At 71.2% G+C, this 14,458-nt stretch carries 13 protein-coding genes; 9 read left to right on the top strand and 4 right to left on the bottom strand.

The annotated features are described in order from the left end of the window. The first annotated feature begins 37 nt into the window (after positions 1–37). The 4 genes from ACFY3L_RS44670 to ACFY3L_RS44685 all read left to right on the top strand — a co-directional run bounded on the left by ACFY3L_RS44670 (position 38) and on the right by ACFY3L_RS44685 (position 3,608). Positions 38–1,273 (top strand): APC family permease, encoded by a 1,236-nt coding sequence (locus ACFY3L_RS44670; protein WP_389339220.1) that lies wholly within the window; start codon positions 38–40, stop codon positions 1,271–1,273. 65 nt (positions 1,274–1,338) lie between these two features. Next, entirely contained in the window at positions 1,339–2,349 is a 1,011-nt protein-coding gene (locus ACFY3L_RS44675; RefSeq protein ID WP_389339422.1) for an acetamidase/formamidase family protein, read from the top strand. A gap of 6 nt (positions 2,350–2,355) precedes the next feature. Further along, positions 2,356–3,066: a GPP34 family phosphoprotein gene (locus tag ACFY3L_RS44680; RefSeq protein WP_389339222.1), complete on the top strand. Its 711-nt coding sequence runs from the start codon at positions 2,356–2,358 to the stop codon at positions 3,064–3,066. A 224-nt stretch (positions 3,067–3,290) separates the two neighbouring features. Further along, a complete protein-coding gene (locus tag ACFY3L_RS44685) occupies positions 3,291–3,608 on the top strand; it encodes a hypothetical protein (RefSeq protein WP_389339224.1) in 318 nt (105 codons plus the stop codon). Positions 3,609–4,487: 879 nt separating this feature from the next. On the opposite strand, the gene ACFY3L_RS44690 is transcribed toward ACFY3L_RS44685, so the two are convergent. Next, positions 4,488–5,315 (bottom strand): SDR family oxidoreductase, encoded by an 828-nt coding sequence (locus ACFY3L_RS44690; RefSeq protein WP_389339226.1) that lies wholly within the window; start codon positions 5,313–5,315, stop codon positions 4,488–4,490. A 51-nt stretch (positions 5,316–5,366) separates the two neighbouring features. Here ACFY3L_RS44690 and ACFY3L_RS44695 point away from each other — a divergent pair, with 51 nt between their 5' ends. The 4 genes from ACFY3L_RS44695 to ACFY3L_RS44710 all read left to right on the top strand — a co-directional run bounded on the left by ACFY3L_RS44695 (position 5,367) and on the right by ACFY3L_RS44710 (position 8,769). Beyond that, entirely contained in the window at positions 5,367–5,741 is a 375-nt protein-coding gene (locus ACFY3L_RS44695) for a winged helix-turn-helix transcriptional regulator (protein WP_389339228.1), read from the top strand. Between the two features lie 59 nt (positions 5,742–5,800). After that, positions 5,801–6,193, top strand: a complete 393-nt coding sequence (locus ACFY3L_RS44700) for a hypothetical protein (protein ID WP_389339230.1) — start codon at positions 5,801–5,803, stop codon at positions 6,191–6,193. Further along, positions 6,178–7,383 carry an RNA-guided endonuclease InsQ/TnpB family protein gene (locus ACFY3L_RS44705; protein WP_389339232.1) on the top strand — a complete coding sequence of 402 codons (1,206 nt, stop codon included), beginning with the start codon at positions 6,178–6,180 and terminating at the stop codon, positions 7,381–7,383. The genes ACFY3L_RS44700 and ACFY3L_RS44705 overlap by 16 nt, the downstream gene beginning before the upstream one ends. Positions 7,384–7,542: 159 nt before the next feature. Next, positions 7,543–8,769, top strand: a complete 1,227-nt coding sequence (locus ACFY3L_RS44710; protein WP_389339234.1) for an MFS transporter — start codon at positions 7,543–7,545, stop codon at positions 8,767–8,769. On the opposite strand, the gene ACFY3L_RS44715 is transcribed toward ACFY3L_RS44710, so the two are convergent. After that, the gene (locus tag ACFY3L_RS44715; RefSeq protein ID WP_389339236.1) at positions 8,750–10,243 is read right to left on the bottom strand and encodes a hypothetical protein; all 1,494 of its coding nucleotides are present in this window, start codon (positions 10,241–10,243) and stop codon (positions 8,750–8,752) included. The genes ACFY3L_RS44710 and ACFY3L_RS44715 overlap by 20 nt on opposite strands. A 287-nt stretch (positions 10,244–10,530) precedes the next feature. Beyond that, the gene (locus ACFY3L_RS44720; protein WP_389339238.1) at positions 10,531–11,187 is read right to left on the bottom strand and encodes a TetR/AcrR family transcriptional regulator; all 657 of its coding nucleotides are present in this window, start codon (positions 11,185–11,187) and stop codon (positions 10,531–10,533) included. Here ACFY3L_RS44720 and ACFY3L_RS44725 point away from each other — a divergent pair. Continuing rightward, positions 11,141–12,313, top strand: coding sequence for a hypothetical protein (locus ACFY3L_RS44725; RefSeq protein WP_389339240.1), 1,173 nt, complete (start codon positions 11,141–11,143; stop codon positions 12,311–12,313). The two genes, ACFY3L_RS44720 and ACFY3L_RS44725, sit on opposite strands and share 47 nt — an antisense overlap. 55 nt (positions 12,314–12,368) lie before the next feature. Here ACFY3L_RS44725 and ACFY3L_RS44730 read toward each other — a convergent pair whose 3' ends face one another. Beyond that, on the bottom strand, positions 12,369–14,414 hold the full coding sequence (locus tag ACFY3L_RS44730) for a hypothetical protein (RefSeq protein ID WP_389339242.1): 2,046 nt from the start codon (positions 14,412–14,414) through the stop codon (positions 12,369–12,371). Positions 14,415–14,458: the final 44 nt, after the last annotated feature.

Below are 14,458 nucleotides of genomic sequence, written 5' to 3' on the forward strand. Positions count from 1 at the left end.
CGCCACCGTGTCCCACGCGGGACTTGTGGAGAGCTGGATGCTCGGTAACGGGCACGTCCAGTTCGGGGAGCGGGCTGAGGAAACGGGCCAGTTGAAAGGCTGGTATCGCGCCTCGGTCCGACTCCACCGGGGGATCGCGGCGCCGGTCGGGTTTCTGGCCGGGTGGGCGATCCTGCTGGACTACCTGCTGGTGCCGAGCCTGCTATACCTGGTCGCGTCGGTGGCGATGCACGCCACCGTCCCGGCGGTCCCGGTCTGGGCGTGGCTGATCGCGTTCGTGCTGTTCAACTCGATCGTCAACGTCCGCGGGATCAAGATGACCGCCCGGATCACGATGGTCATGCTCGCCGCCGAGGCGGTCGTGCTGGTCATCTTCCTCGTCGCCGCCGCCATCGCTCTGTTGGAGGGCAAGGGGCACGGGTCGGTGTGGTCGCCGGTGTTCAACCCGGCGACGTTCACCTCGACGGTGGTGTTCGGGGCGGTCTCGGTGGCGGTGCTGTCGTACCTCGGCTTCGACGGCATCAGCATGCTCGCGGAGGAGAACGACGGCGGCGCAGCGCAGATCGGCCGGGCGATGTACGCTGCGCTCGCGCTCGCCGGGCTACTGTTCATCGCGCAGACTTGGGCGGCCTCGCTGCTCGTGCCCGATCCGGACGGGCTGCTGGCGGACGGGGATCCGAACGGGGTGGCGTTCTACGACGCGGCCAGGGTGGCGGGCGGTGCGTGGCTGGCGACGCTGACCGCGGTGGCCACGGCGATCGCGTGGGGTGTGGCGAACTCGATGGTGGCGCAGGTCGCGACCTTGAGGTTGCTGTTCGCGATGGCCCGGGACCGGCAACTGCCGAAGTTCCTGCGCAAGGTGTCGGTCAAGCACGGTGTACCAGCGAACGCGATCATGCTTACCGCGCTGCTGTCGGTGGTGATCGGCCTGTACATGGCGTGGCGGGCGGACGGCATCGCCCTGCTGTCCAGTCTGATCAATTTCGGTGCGCTGTGCGCGTTCCTGGTTCTGCACGTCGCCGTGGTGTGGCACTACGTGGTGCGCAACAAGTCGCGGAACCTGTGGTCGCACCTGCTGCTGCCCTCCGCCGGGTTCGCCGTCCTCATGTACGTGGTGATCAACGCCAACGTCGCCGCGCAGCGCCTCGCGCTGATCTGGCTCGGCGCCGGTGTCCTCGTCCTGGCCGGCCTGTACGCGGCGGGTCGCCGCCCGACGCTGTCCGGGATGCCCAGCCTGTCCGCGCCGGCACCGACCTCCAAGTATTCGGCATGAACAACAGCACGAACAGCGACATGAGCACGGACCTGAGCGGCCCGCCGCAGGTCGTGGAGCATGTGATGACCGAGCCGGACCTGACGTACCAGTTCGGCGGCCGCTACCCGATCGCCGAGGTGCGACCCGGCCAGGTGCTGCGCACCAGCACCGAAGACTGCTTCAGCGGCGCGGTCCGGACCGTCGACGACCTGCCGTCGGAAGTGTGCCAGCAGTTCAACCCGGTCACCGGCCCGTTCCTGGTTCCCGGCGCGGAACCCGGCGACACCCTCGCCCTGCACTTCGTCGAGATCCGCCCCGCCCGCGACTGGGGCATGTCCGCGACGTTCCCGCACTTCGGCGCCCTCACCGCCACCCACACCACGGCGATGCTGCACCCGCCCCTGCCGGAGATCGTCTGGCGGTACGACATCGACACCACCGCCGGGGTCGTCCGTTTTCAGGCCCGCCGCTCGACGTACACAGTGGAGCTGCCGCTCGACCCGATGCTCGGCACCGTCGGGGTCGCCCCGGCCGGCGGCGAGGTCCGCGCCAGCATCGTCCCCGACACACACGGCGGGAACCTCGACACCCCCGAACTGCGGGCTGGGACCACCCTGTACCTGCCGGTGCACGTGCCCGGCGCGATGTTCAGCCTCGGCGACGGCCACGCCCGGCAAGGCCACGGCGAAGTGTGCGGCGTCGCGGTGGAGACCGCCATGCACGTCACCGTCGCCGTCGACGTCATCAAAGGCGTCCCCACCCCATGCCCGCGGATCGAAACCGACCACCAGCTCATCGCGATCGGCGCGGCCCGGCCGCTCGAGGACGCGTACCGGATCAGCCAACGCGACCTGATCACCTGGACCGCCCAGCTGACCGGCCTCGACCTGGTCGACGCCTACCAGCTCGTATCGCAGGCCGGCCGCGCCGCACCCGGCAACGTGTGCGACCCGAACTACACGATGCACGCCGCGATCGACACCACCGCCCTGCACGGCGCGACCGGCTACCACGGCACCCACCAGCGGCTCCGCGACCTCGCCGGCAGACTCCGCACCGACCTGTGCGGCGCCGCGGCCGGGACACTGCGGTGAGCGACGATGACCCGAGCATTCGGCGAGCCCGTCCCGACGATCCGGCAGCCGCTGCGGGTCGAGCTGCACCTGCTCGCCCACAACGACGCCGGCGAACCCCTCGCGCACCAGCGCCCGCTGTCGGTCGCGCTGGCCGGTGCGGTCCTGGCAGACCTGGCGGCACCCGTGCCGCACCTACAGATCATCCACGGGCAGGTCCTGGTCCGCACCTGGCAGTTGACCGGCGACCCGGTCGCGGACTGGGCGCTGCGGGTCCTGCAGGCGCACCGCACCCCGCCGTTCGCGCACGACGCCGACCGTCCACCGCTGCGGCTGCGCGACGCGCTGCGCGAACTCGCCGTCGCCGCCCACGACCGCACCCTGGCCGGGCTCATCGCCGGTGACCTCGTCCGCGAAGTGGTCCGCCGGCGGATCGTCGGCCCCAAGGTCCGCACCTACCCGCCGACCGACGACCGGATCATCCCGAAGGTCCGCGGCCGGCTGCGCAGCGTCCTGACCGGCTACACCGAACCCGACTGGCAGACCGACGCGCTCGGCGGCATGGCCCGTGCCCTGGACCTCGCCTCCGAGCTCTACCTCGACGAATCCGGACACGACATCCCGGCACTGCTCAACGGCATGGTCCACCGCGTCGGGCAGCAGTACCCGGCGGTGCGGGACATCATCGACGCCACCGACGAGCTCGTCGCCGAGGCAGCCGTGTCCGTCTACCACTGAGCACCACCCGGCCCGGCAGCGACCTCGAGCGGGCGTCGGCCCCGGCGCCGCTGTCACAAGCCCAGCGGCGGCCGTCACAACACCCCGGACGGGCGGCGGCACACCGCAACCGCCGACGGCGGCCGCCGTCCACGCAGGGTGGCCGCAGCGGACGCCTCCCAGAAGCTGCGGCCACCCAGCATCCACCCCAACCCCGATCACAGGATGCGGAGGACCCGAATCTCATGGACACGCAGAACCACCCCGACTGGTGTGCACGGACGGCGTGCACCGCGTACGGCGTCGAGGGCGACACTGACGACAGCTTCGAGCGGTGGCACCGTTCCGAACCGCTGCTGGTGCAGACCAGCGACCCGGCGACGGGACTGGTGGTGCACAAGTTCGCTGAGGCGGACGGCAGCGACGAGCACATCGAACTGGCGGCGGTGGCGCTGCCGGTGACGCGGCCCTGGTACCTCGCCGAGCCCCAGCAGGGCCGCACGATCGTGCTGCGGCAGGAGCTCGCCGGGGTGCTGGCGCATGCGGTGGCCCAGCTCGCGTGAGCAACAACGGCGGAGCCTCCGCAGTGCCTCGCCAACCTCGACGTCGTCCCGCACCCGGCGGCGATGATCGCACTGCAAGCGGGCAACGGCCGGCTGCGTCGGATGCGCACGCGCGGCGGGGCTTCCCGTAGGGGTCGGGCTGTTGCCGGGTGGCCTGGCCGCGCCGCGCGCCGGGGCGTCCCAGAGGCCCGCACGCCGCGCCCTGGGGCGAAACGCAACGGTACGGTGCGTGTCATGAGCGCTCGACGGGCATGAGTTTGAAGCAGGTGTCGAGGTCGCCGAGGTAGCAGTTGTACAGCATGTTGGCGGCCGTGGTGACCGCCTTGCTTCTCTGGCACGAACCTGCAGCAGCCCCGGCCGCCACTCGGCCGCGGCGCCGAGGACCGCCGTACGGTACGCCGGCAACTGCGCCTGGTCCGGCCGTTGCAGGAGCCGTTGCGCGCCGTCGCGGTCCGCGATCGCGATTACGTGGCTCACGATCTGCCATGCCCGCAGTTGCCCCTCCGGGTCGCGTCGCAACCGGTCCAGCGGGGTGTCGAGCTCCGCCCCGGAACGGTCACGCAGGTAGATCGCGATGCTGTACTCGGCGACGATCTGTTGCAGGAAGCCAACCCTGCCCCCGTCGAGCGACCTGGGGACGACGAAACCCTCGCTGCACAGGTCCTCGAAAGCCCGCTCGTTGTCGGGTTCGGTGACCAGATCCGGCTGCGGAACGTCGAGCTGCAGCAACTGTCCCGACGCGTCCCACAACAAGCCGGCCATCAGCTGCCAGACCCGGAACGGTCGATCGACGGGTGTGGTGAGCAGTGGAGCAGGCCAGCGACGAACCTGCCCTCACCGAGATCTCCACGATGAAACCGCCGGCCGGGTGGGGCGGCCTCAGGAGGTGAACGCCGCGGCGTTGCGGGTCGCCCAGGTCTGGAACGGGGCCGGCGGGCGGCCCAGCACCCGCTCCACGTCGGGGCTCACCGCCTGCTCGTCGGGCCGGGGGCGGCCGAGGATGGCCAGGGTGCCGTCCGCGATCGGCGGCGGCATGAAGGTGAGCAGCTGGGCGCGGGCCTCCTGCGGGGTCTGCTCGACGAGGTCCACCGGCGCGCCAGTGGCGGCGGCGATGGCCGCGGCGCGGTCACGGGGTGTGGTCGCCTCCGGTCCGGTGAGCACGTACGTGGCGTCGTCGTGACCGGCGCCGGCGAGCAGGACCGTCGCCGCGACCGCCGCGATGTCGTCCGGGTCGACCAGTGGAAGGGCGACGTCCACGTACGGCGCGTACGCCACCCGCCGCGCACGGATGGAAGGGGCCCAGGCGAACGTGTTGCTCGCGAAGCCGCCCGGGCGCAGGATCGTCCAGCGCGCGCCGGAGTCCTGGACCGCCGCCTCCAGGTCGCGCAGCGGGGCGTGCGACGGCGCGTCGGGGCGGGTGCCGGCGGCCTGGGAGGACAGCAGGACGATGCGTGGCACGCCCGATTCGCGGACCGTGGCGACGAGCGCCCGGTGGTCGATCGGCGCGCCGGGCACCAGCAGGAACAGCGCGTCGGCGCCGGGCAGGGCCGGGCGGAGGCTCGCGGGGTCCCCAAGATCCGCGGCGAAGGAGGCGGGCGACGGGCCGGCGTTGCGGGAGACGGCGGCGACGGTGGCGCCGGCCGCGGTCAGGGTCTGTACGAGGGGGCGGCCGACGTTGCCGGTCGCACCCGTCACGACGATCTTCATGCCGGCGAAGCTAACATCGTGGAGATAGTAGGTACCTAGAGGAAAGTGGCCATGCAGAAGGAAACCCTCCCGGAGCTCGCCTGCCCGATCGCGCCCGTGGTCGACATCGTGTTCAGCCGGTGGACGACACCGATCCTGTGGACGCTGCACGAGCACGGGCGGCAGCGGTTCAGCGAGCTGGAGCGCCGCATCGGCACCGTCACGGCGAAAGTGCTCACCCAGCGGCTGCGGCAGCTGGAGCGGGACGGCCTCGTCGTCCGCACGTACACGCCGGAGATCCCGCCGCGGGTCGAGTACGAGATCAGCGACCTCGGGCGCAGCCTCGGCCCGCTGTTCCACGCGCTCGCCGACTGGGCGGGCGGGCACCTGCCGGCCGTCGACGCGGCGCGGGCCTCCTACGACGCCGCCGGCAAGCCGCGCCCCTGACACTCGCACCCGGCCCGATCACCGCGGCGGGGGATCGGTGAACGCGATAGCGTCTGCGGATGGGACTGCGTGACGACCTCATCGACCTGCGCCGGGATCTGCACCGGCACCCGGAGATCGGCCTCGACCTGCCGCGGACCCAGCGGAAGGTGCTCGCCGCCTTCGAGGGGCTGCCGCTGGAGGTGACGATCGGCACCGGGCTGTCGTCGGTCACGGCGGTGCTGCGCGGCGGCGGCCGGCCCGGCGGTGAGCGCGGCCCCGCGGTGCTGCTGCGCGGCGACATGGACGCCCTGCCGGTCACGGAGCTCGCGGACGTGCCGTTCGCCTCGGCCGTGCCGGGTGCCAGGGAAAGCCGATCCGCCGCCAAGGCGGATGGGCGTTTGCCCGTGGGTCACCGCGACGTTCACCATCCAGGCTGGCTGTTATCGTGTGGGCCGTGTCAAGGGTTGTGAAGCGGGCGTTCAAGTACCGCTTCTACCCGACCCCAGGGCAGGCCGCCGAGCTTGCTCGGACGTTCGGGTGTGTTCGACTGGTGTACAACATGGCGTTGCAGGCCCGGACCGAGGCGTGGACACTGCGCCGGGAACGGGTAAACTACAACGCCACCAGCGCGCTCCTGACCGGGTGGAAGAAGACCGAGGAGCTGGCGTTTCTCAACGAGGTCTCCTGCGTGCCGTTGCAGCAGACGCTGCGCCACCTGCAGGTGGCGTTCACGAACTTCTGGGCCAAGCGTGCCAGGTATCCGACGTTCAAGAGCAAGAAGAAGTCGCGCCGCTCGGCGGAGTACACCACCAGCGCGTTCCGATACCGCGACGGCCGGCTCACCCTGGCGAAGATGACCGAACCCCTGGACATCGTGTGGTCCCGGCCGCTGCCTGAGAGTGCATCGCCGTCCACGGTGACCGTGTCCCAGGACAGCGCGGGCCGCTGGTTCGTGTCCCTGCTCTGCGACGACCGGGTCGAGCCGGTCCCGGCAACGGGTGCGGTCGGTGTCGACGCCGGACTGGACAGCCTGCTCTGCCTGTCCACCGGTGAGAAGATCACCAACCCCAGGCATGAGCGCCGGGACCGGGCCGCGCTCGCCCGAGCCCAACGCAACCTGGCCCGCAAGGAGAAGGGCTCCGCGAACCGGGCGAAGGCACGGCTGAAGGTCGCCCGCGTCCACGCCCGCATCACCGACCGCAGGCGTGACCACCTGCACAAGCTGAGCACTCGACTCGTTCGTGAAAACCAAACGATCGTGATCGAGGACTTGACGGTGCGCAACATGCTCCGAAACCACCGCCTCGCCCGCGCCATCTCCGACGCGGCCTGGCGACAGTTCCGCACCATGCTCGAATACAAGGCCGACTGGCACGGCCGCACCCTGGTCGCCGTGGACCGCTGGTTCCCGTCGTCCAAACTGTGCAGCGTCTGTGGTGCGCTCGCTGAGCGGATGCCGCTGCACGTGCGGTCGTGGACCTGCCGGTGCGGCACCGTCCACGACCGCGACGTCAACGCGGCCCGCAACATCCTCGCGGAGGGGCTCTCCGTGATCGCCTGTGGAGGCGGTGTAAGACCTCAACGAGAGTCCTCTCGGACGGGGCAGTCGCCGGTGAAGCAGGAACCTCCTGGGGTGACCCAGGGAATCCCCGCCCTTTAGGGCGGGGAGGACTGTCAAGCCCAACAACCACTCGCCCGCGCCGCGCGCGGTCTTCGATGACAGCGTCCTGTACGACGGCGCCGTCCTGCTCGCCGAGCTGGCCCGGCGCCGCCTCGACCAGGGGTAGCAAACCGTACGTACGTCTTGTTTAATGAGGGCGTGCTTCCCGAACCCGGACCCGTGCGCCTGCTCGCCGGCGCCACCCTCATCAACACGTTCGGCAACGGCGTGTCGATGGCGTCGGTGGCGCTGTTCCTGACCCGTTCCGTCGGGCTGAGCGTGCGGGAGACCGGCCTCGCCCTGACCGTGACCGCCCTGGTGTGCCTCGTGTCGAGCGCGCCGATGGGGTACGTCGCCGACCGCCGCGGACCGCGTGGCGTCCTGCTCGCCGGTCTCCTCGTGCTGTGCGCGGGGTCGGTGGCGCTGGTGACCGTGCAGAACTTCTGGACGTACCTGCTGGTCGGGGTACCGATGGCGATCGGTGACGCGGCGCAGCGGGCCGCCAAGGGTGCGGTCATCGCCGGCGCGGTGCCCGCCGACCGGCGCGTGCACACGCGCGCCTACCTGCGCTCCGTCACCAACGCGGGCATCGCGGCCGGCGCCGCGGTGGCCGGCGTCGGGCTCGCCGTGGACACCCGCCAGGCGTACCTCACCCTGATCGCCATCGACGCGGTCACGTACGCCGGTGCCGCGCTCGTGCTGCGCCGCCTCGCCCCGGTGCCGGCCGCGCCGAAGCGGCAGGAGGGCCCGCGGCTGGTCGCGCTGCGGGACCGGCCGTTCCTGGCGTTCGTGGTGCTGGACGGGCTGATGGCCACGCACTTCGGGCTGTTCGAGGTCGCGCTGCCGCTGTGGATCGCGCACCGCACCGACGCGCCGCGCTGGCTGATCGCGGTGCTGTTCGGCATCAACACGACCGCCGTCGTCCTCTTCCAGGTCCGGGCCGCCCGCGGCACCGAGGAGCTACCCGGCGCGGCCCGGGCCTCGCGCAGGGCGGGGCTGGCGCTGTTCGCCGCGTGCGGGCTGTTCGCGCTGAGCGGCGGCGCGAGCATGCCGGTGACCGTGGCGCTGCTGGTCCTCGGGTCGATGGTGCACGTCGCCGCGGAGCTGTGGCACTCGGCCGCCGGGTGGGGCATCTCGTTCGGGCTCGCGCCGCCGGACGCGCACGGCCAGTACCAGGGCGCCTACGCGATGGGCATGCAGCTGGGCCAGATGCTGGCGCCCTTCGTCGTGACGACGCTCGCCGTCGGCTGGGGCGCGCCGGGCTGGCTGCTGCTGGGCGCGGCGTTCGCGGTCGTCGGCAGCCTGGTCCCGCCGGTCGTCGCGTGGGCCCGCGCGTCAGCCGCGGCGCACGGGCCCACGCCGGTGGTCAGCTCGCGAACGCCTTGACCTCGAGCAGGCCGACCGAGCTGGTGCCGTTGGACTGCAGCACGACCCGCAACCGGGCGGTGCTGACCTGCGTGAACGTCACCGTGATGTACGCGTTGGCCGTCACCGGGTAGCCGCTGGCGCCGGGCACGTCGGCGTACGCGCTGCCGGTCCAGTACTGCAGCTTCCAGCTCGACGGCACGTCGATGCCCTGGTTGTCGTCGAACAGGTAGACCTGCGCCCGCTTCAGCGTCTGGTTCGAGCCCCAGGTGAGCTCCGCCCACTGCTGCCCGCTGTTGGGCCACGTGCCCCAGCGCGGGTTCACGGTGTCGTTGGACGACGGCGGATCGATGCCGTCGTTGATCGCCGCGACCGACTCCCACGCCGAGGTGTACGACGCGGACGCCGTCGCCGACCGGGCCAGATTGCTGTCCGGCGGGGGCGGGTTGCTGCCGCCGCCCTTGATGAGGAACAGGTTGTCGGCGACGTTGTAGTACTGCGCCAGGTACGAACCGGCCGGCGGGTTGGTGTGGTAGTAGTCGTCGTGGTTGCAGTCGAGCCGGTCGTCGTGCGACCGGTTCGTGCACACCGTGCGGACGACGACGTCGTCGCCGTCCTTGTAGCACATGACGTCCCACTCGTCGGTGCAGTGCCCGTAGCCGGACGCGTTCGGCGCGTTGTTGTTGACGGCGCCGAGCGTGTGACCGAGCTCGTGCGCGGCGACGCCGGCCGACCAGCAGCCGTTGTCCGCCCGCGCGTACTCGGGCCCGGTGTTGGACCGGTTCGCGTCGCTCTTGCGCGTGTCGCCGGCCAGCCCGCCGATGCCGCAGTACACGTTGGCGTCGACGAACTGCAGGTACTTGCGGTCCGTCCGGTTGTAGCCGGCCGCCTTGACCGCGTTGAGCAGCGGCGCCCAGTCGTTCGCGTTCAGCGCCGAGTCGGCGATCTTCACGTCACGCACGACCGGCCGGCACGCGCCGTTGACGGTCTCGGTGACGTACCGGACGTGCCGCTCGCCGCCGGTCTCCTTGGCGCTCTCGTTGAAGATCGTGTCGACGCCCTCGGCGAGGGTGCGGAACGTCTCGAGGTACTGCGCGTACCGGCTGGTCGAGCCGTGGATGTACAGCACCTCGACCCGGCGGCCGCTGGTGCCGTCGCCCTCGCAGACCGCGAGCGACTGCACGGCCGCGGCGGTGGTGGCGCTTCCGGCGAGGGCGGGCACGCTCGTCTTCACCGACAGCCCGGCCGGGGCGGCGTCCGGGCCGTGCGTGCACATGACCGGGCTGGTGCCCTTGACCTCGAGCAGGCCGGCGCCGCAGGGCCCCGCGGCCCGGCGCTGCAGGCCGTCGTAGACAAGCCCTTTGGCGACGTCGTTCTTGGGCACGCCGGCCCTGTTCTCACCCGCGGACGCGGTGCCCATGAAGGCACCGGTCACCGCGAGGCCGACCGCCGCGACGGCCGCGACGACCAGGCGGATGGTTCGTTTTCGGGGCATGATTCGGACTCCCTGTCACAAGGGGTGGGTGCGGAGCCGATGCGCATCGACGAAATCCTTTTCGGCACCCTCGCAGTGCTCATCGCCCCGCGTCAATCCATGTGACAAGATGTGCGGAGATTTAAGGTTCTCTACAACTCTCGAAACCTTTTCGCCGCCCCGTCCGCCCGGGCCTCAGCGGCAACGCCGGCCACTGACGCCCCGTGAAACTTTCTCCACTCCAGCCACCGCCGCGAGTCCGCCACGATCTCACCGCTCGGGCATGCTCCGGATCGGTTGGGTCGTCTTCACGGCTGGGTACGTCGCTCGGCGGCGTCGAATGCGGGCGCGAGCGGGCTCAGCGCCGCGCGGAGCTGGTCGGGCAGTGAGCCGGAGGGCACGACCAGTCCTCCGGCGCCGAAGCTCCCGGCGGCCCCTGTGTGCCCGGTTGGCTGGAGCCAGCCTTCCAGCGCGATGCGAACCGCCGCGGCGACGCTTGCCGCGAGCACGCGGGCAGTGTGCGCTCCGGTGTCATTCAGGCGTTCGGCGATCACCGCCGTGAGAGGGGGCTCGATGTCGGCGGTGGTGTCGAGGAAGGCGTCGCGCAGTGAGGTCCGGGTGGTGATCAGCAGCAGCGCCTTGTGTTCGTGCTCGCCGGTGTTCGTGTACTGCTCGACCACTGCTTCGGTGACGGCGTCGGCCAGGCGCACTTCTGCGGGCCGGGCCGCGACCGCCGCCGCGATCCGCGCCTCCCGGTCCGCCGTGACGGCGGAGACGATCGCCTGTTCGCGGCTGGCGAAGTAGTTGTTGTAGGTGCGCGGCGATACCCCGGCGGCCTCGGCGATGTCCTCGACCCGCACCTGGTCCGGTCCGCGCTGCACGGCCAGGCGCAGGGCCGCCTCGCGTAACGCTTCGCGTGTGGCCTGCTTCTTCCGCTCCCGCAGCCCCGGTGGTGGTGTCGTCACGGTGTCAGTGTCCCACGCAAGTCTGCGTGCACGCAAACTTGCGTGCACGCACTTTTCCTGTCAGTCTCGACCTGCCCGAGACCGGCAGAGAGGACGCACCGTGCGAGCAAGAGGAATGACCTACGACACGGGATTCGTTGTGCACGGCCAGCTGTCCCGCGAACGCCTCGACCCCGCGGTGGTCCGGCGCGAGCTCGCCATCATTCGCGACGACCTGCACTGCAACGCGGTCCAGATCATCGGCGGCGACCCGGACCGGCTGGAGCTGGCCGCCGGTGCCGCCGCCGAGCTCGGCCTGGAGGTCTGGTTCTCGCCCTATCCGCTGGAGCTTGATCCGGAGCAGATCCTCTCGCTCTTCCGTGACTGCGCCGTGCGAGCGGAACGGCTCCGGCAGCAGGGGGCCACGGTCGTCTTCGTCGCGGGGGTCGAGCTGAGCGTGATGAACCGCGGGTTCCTGCCCGGAGAAACGCCTGAGGAACGGGTCGAGCAGCTGATGGGCCAAGCCGAGCGGCGGGCCGAAGCGGTGCGCGAACTCGGCGTGCGCATCAACGCGTTCCTCCGCGACGCCGCGGCCACGGTCCGCGAGCGCTTCCAGGGCAGGCTCACGTACGCGTCCATCCAGTTCGAGCAGGTCGACTGGACTCCCTTCGACATTGTGACGTTCGAGCTGATCCGCTCCGCCGAGGTCGCCGACCGGTTCCGGGGCGCGGTGCGCACCCTGGCCCAAAACCCGAAACCACTCGCCATCACCGGGTTCGGCACCGCGGCCTACCGCGGCGCGGGAGACCGCGGTGGGCGGGTGCTGGAAGTGGTCGAGCACGACCCGCAGACCAAGGCCCCTGTGCGACTGAACGGCGTCTACGAGCGCGACGAGGCCGGCCAGGCCGCATATCTGAGCGAACTGCTGGAGATCTTCGAGACCGAGGGCGTGGACAGCGCGTTCGTGTTCTTGTTCGCCTTGCCTGGCTACCCGCACCGCCCGGACGGCGACCCCAGGGACGACCTGGACCGGGCCGGCCTGGGCATCGTCAAGCTCCTCGAAGGGCGTCGGGGGCAGACCTACCCTGACATGGAATGGGAACCCAAGGCAGCCTTCGCGGCGGTGGCGCAGCGGTACCGGAAGTGACCATGATGGATGGACGGCCTCGGTGGCCGTCCATCCATCGGCCGGGGTGGGGTGGTTACCAGGCGATCGCCTGCTCCCACATGCGGACGTAGGACTCGGCGCCGGCCAGGAGCTGCTGGCGCAGCAGGGTGCTGTCGGCGCCGGCCTGCTGGATGAGGTCGGTGGTCCAGTCGGCGAAGAGGCCGTACTGCGCGGCGCCGTCGGTGTTGACGTCGAAGGTGCGCGAGCCGAAGACCTGCTTCTGCACCGTGGTGCCGTTGGGGGCGGTGAACGGGTAGACCAGCGGGTTGGCGGCGGCGTTGGGGCGGGGGTTCGCCTGGTCGCCGAGGCCGTTGACGTCGGTGCCGTAGCCGTAGCCGGTGATGGCGTTGCCGTGCGGGGCGGCGCGGTTGGCGCGCCACTCGCTGAGGAACTCCGGCACCGAGTTGGCGTAGCTGGCCACGAACCCGCCGAGGGCGAGGATCCGGTCGATCATCGTCGGGTCGGACCAGCTGTGCACCGAGGTGACGCCCGGGTAGTGGGCCGCGGCGGCCATGTCCAGCACGGCCTGGGCGGTCTTCACGCCCATGTGGTCGACGTGGATGATCATGCCGCGCTCCATCATCCGCTGGATGAGGTAGCGGCCGAGGCTGGTCAGGCCGCGGGTGTTGCAGATCTTGCCGCTGGGGTACACGGGCAGGACGGTGCCGGGCGGCAGGCTCAGGACCCCGAAGCTCAGCAGCCGGACGAGGTCGTCCTGCACGAGGGGCTGCTCGTTGTCGGACGGGCCGGTGCAGCTGGTGGCCGTCCACCAGTGGCCGGTGGACAGCAGGTTGCCGACGTTGACGAACGCCCCGGTGAGGCCCGCGTCGAAGCGGGTGCCGCCGAAGGCATTGTCGAACTTGTGGATCGGGTACAGGCCGGAGACGCCGATCGACTGCAGCTCGTCGAGCCCGGCGTCGATCTGGGCGGTGGTGCACTGCGGGACGTCGTTGCTCTCGCGGCAGCCGAAGATCTCGGAGTTCTCCACGCCGATCGTCACGGCCAGCTTGCCCTGCGCGGCGATGCCGCGGACCTGGGCCGGCGTGGTCGCGATGCGGAACCAGCCCTTGCCGGCGCCGCCGTTCTGCGCGTCGATGTAGTCCTGCATCGAGTACAGGTAGCGGGACTGGACCCGGATCTGGTCCATCTCGTCGCACGGGGTGTCGCGGAACGGGAACAGCTCGCAGATCGACCGGTTCGCGACCAGCAGCGCGTTGAGCACCCGCTGGCCGGCCCGCCAGGAGCGTTCGATGCCCCGGTAGTACGACTGCTCGTGCAGCAGGGAGTTGTGCTGCGGCCAGTCGCCGAACGTCGGCCAGCCGTCCTCTGGTGAGTTCGCGGCGTCAGTACCGCCGACGATGGCCTCGAAGAGCGCGCCGACGTTGAGGCTGCGGTGCGTGTCGCAGCCGGCGAGCGCGACCTGCACGCCGCCGGACGCCCACGCCTCGCCGCAGTGCATCTGCCCGCCGAACGCCGCGGCGGCCGTGACGTGGGCGTGCGCGTCGATCGTGCCGACGAGCCTGCCGCTGCCGTCGACGCCCGGCGCGGCGGTGCCGGTGACGCCCGGGTCGATGTCGGGCGGGGTGAAGCAGCCCGTCGCGGAGGCGAGGGCCACGGTGTACGAGGTGCCGGCCGCGCCGAGACTCCACAGGAACGAGCCCATGGTCTGGCCGGTGGCCGTGGCGGTGAACCGGTACCGGTCGCCGGCCTTGGTCACGGTGAAGTCGGCGCGGTCGCCGTAGGAGTCGCCGGCCATGATGAAGCCGACGACGCTCTGGTACGCGGGCTTGCCGTCGGAGCCGAACAGCTCGTACCGGCCGAGCTGGGTGGCCTCCAGCCGGAACGGCGTGGCACCGGAGGCGGAGGACGTGAAGCCGTACCCGGCCCCGCTGCGCACGACATAGCCGGTCGCGCTGGAGCCGTTGTAGACCCGCAGCGTGGCGCAGGCGCCGTCGAGCGCGTCGGCGTTGACGGTGATCGCGGCGGCGGAGGCCGCCGGTGCGGCCGCGATCGAGGCGGCCGCGACGGAGACGAGCAGCGTGGTGAGGAAGGCGGTCGGGTGGCGCAGCGACAGGGACATATCGGCGGTGCCCCTTCATGCGTGCCGGAGCGCGCGCTCCGGCG

It is taken from the genome of Dactylosporangium sp. NPDC000521 (assembly GCF_042898305.1).
Taxonomy (GTDB): Bacteria; Actinomycetota; Actinomycetes; order Mycobacteriales; family Micromonosporaceae; genus Dactylosporangium.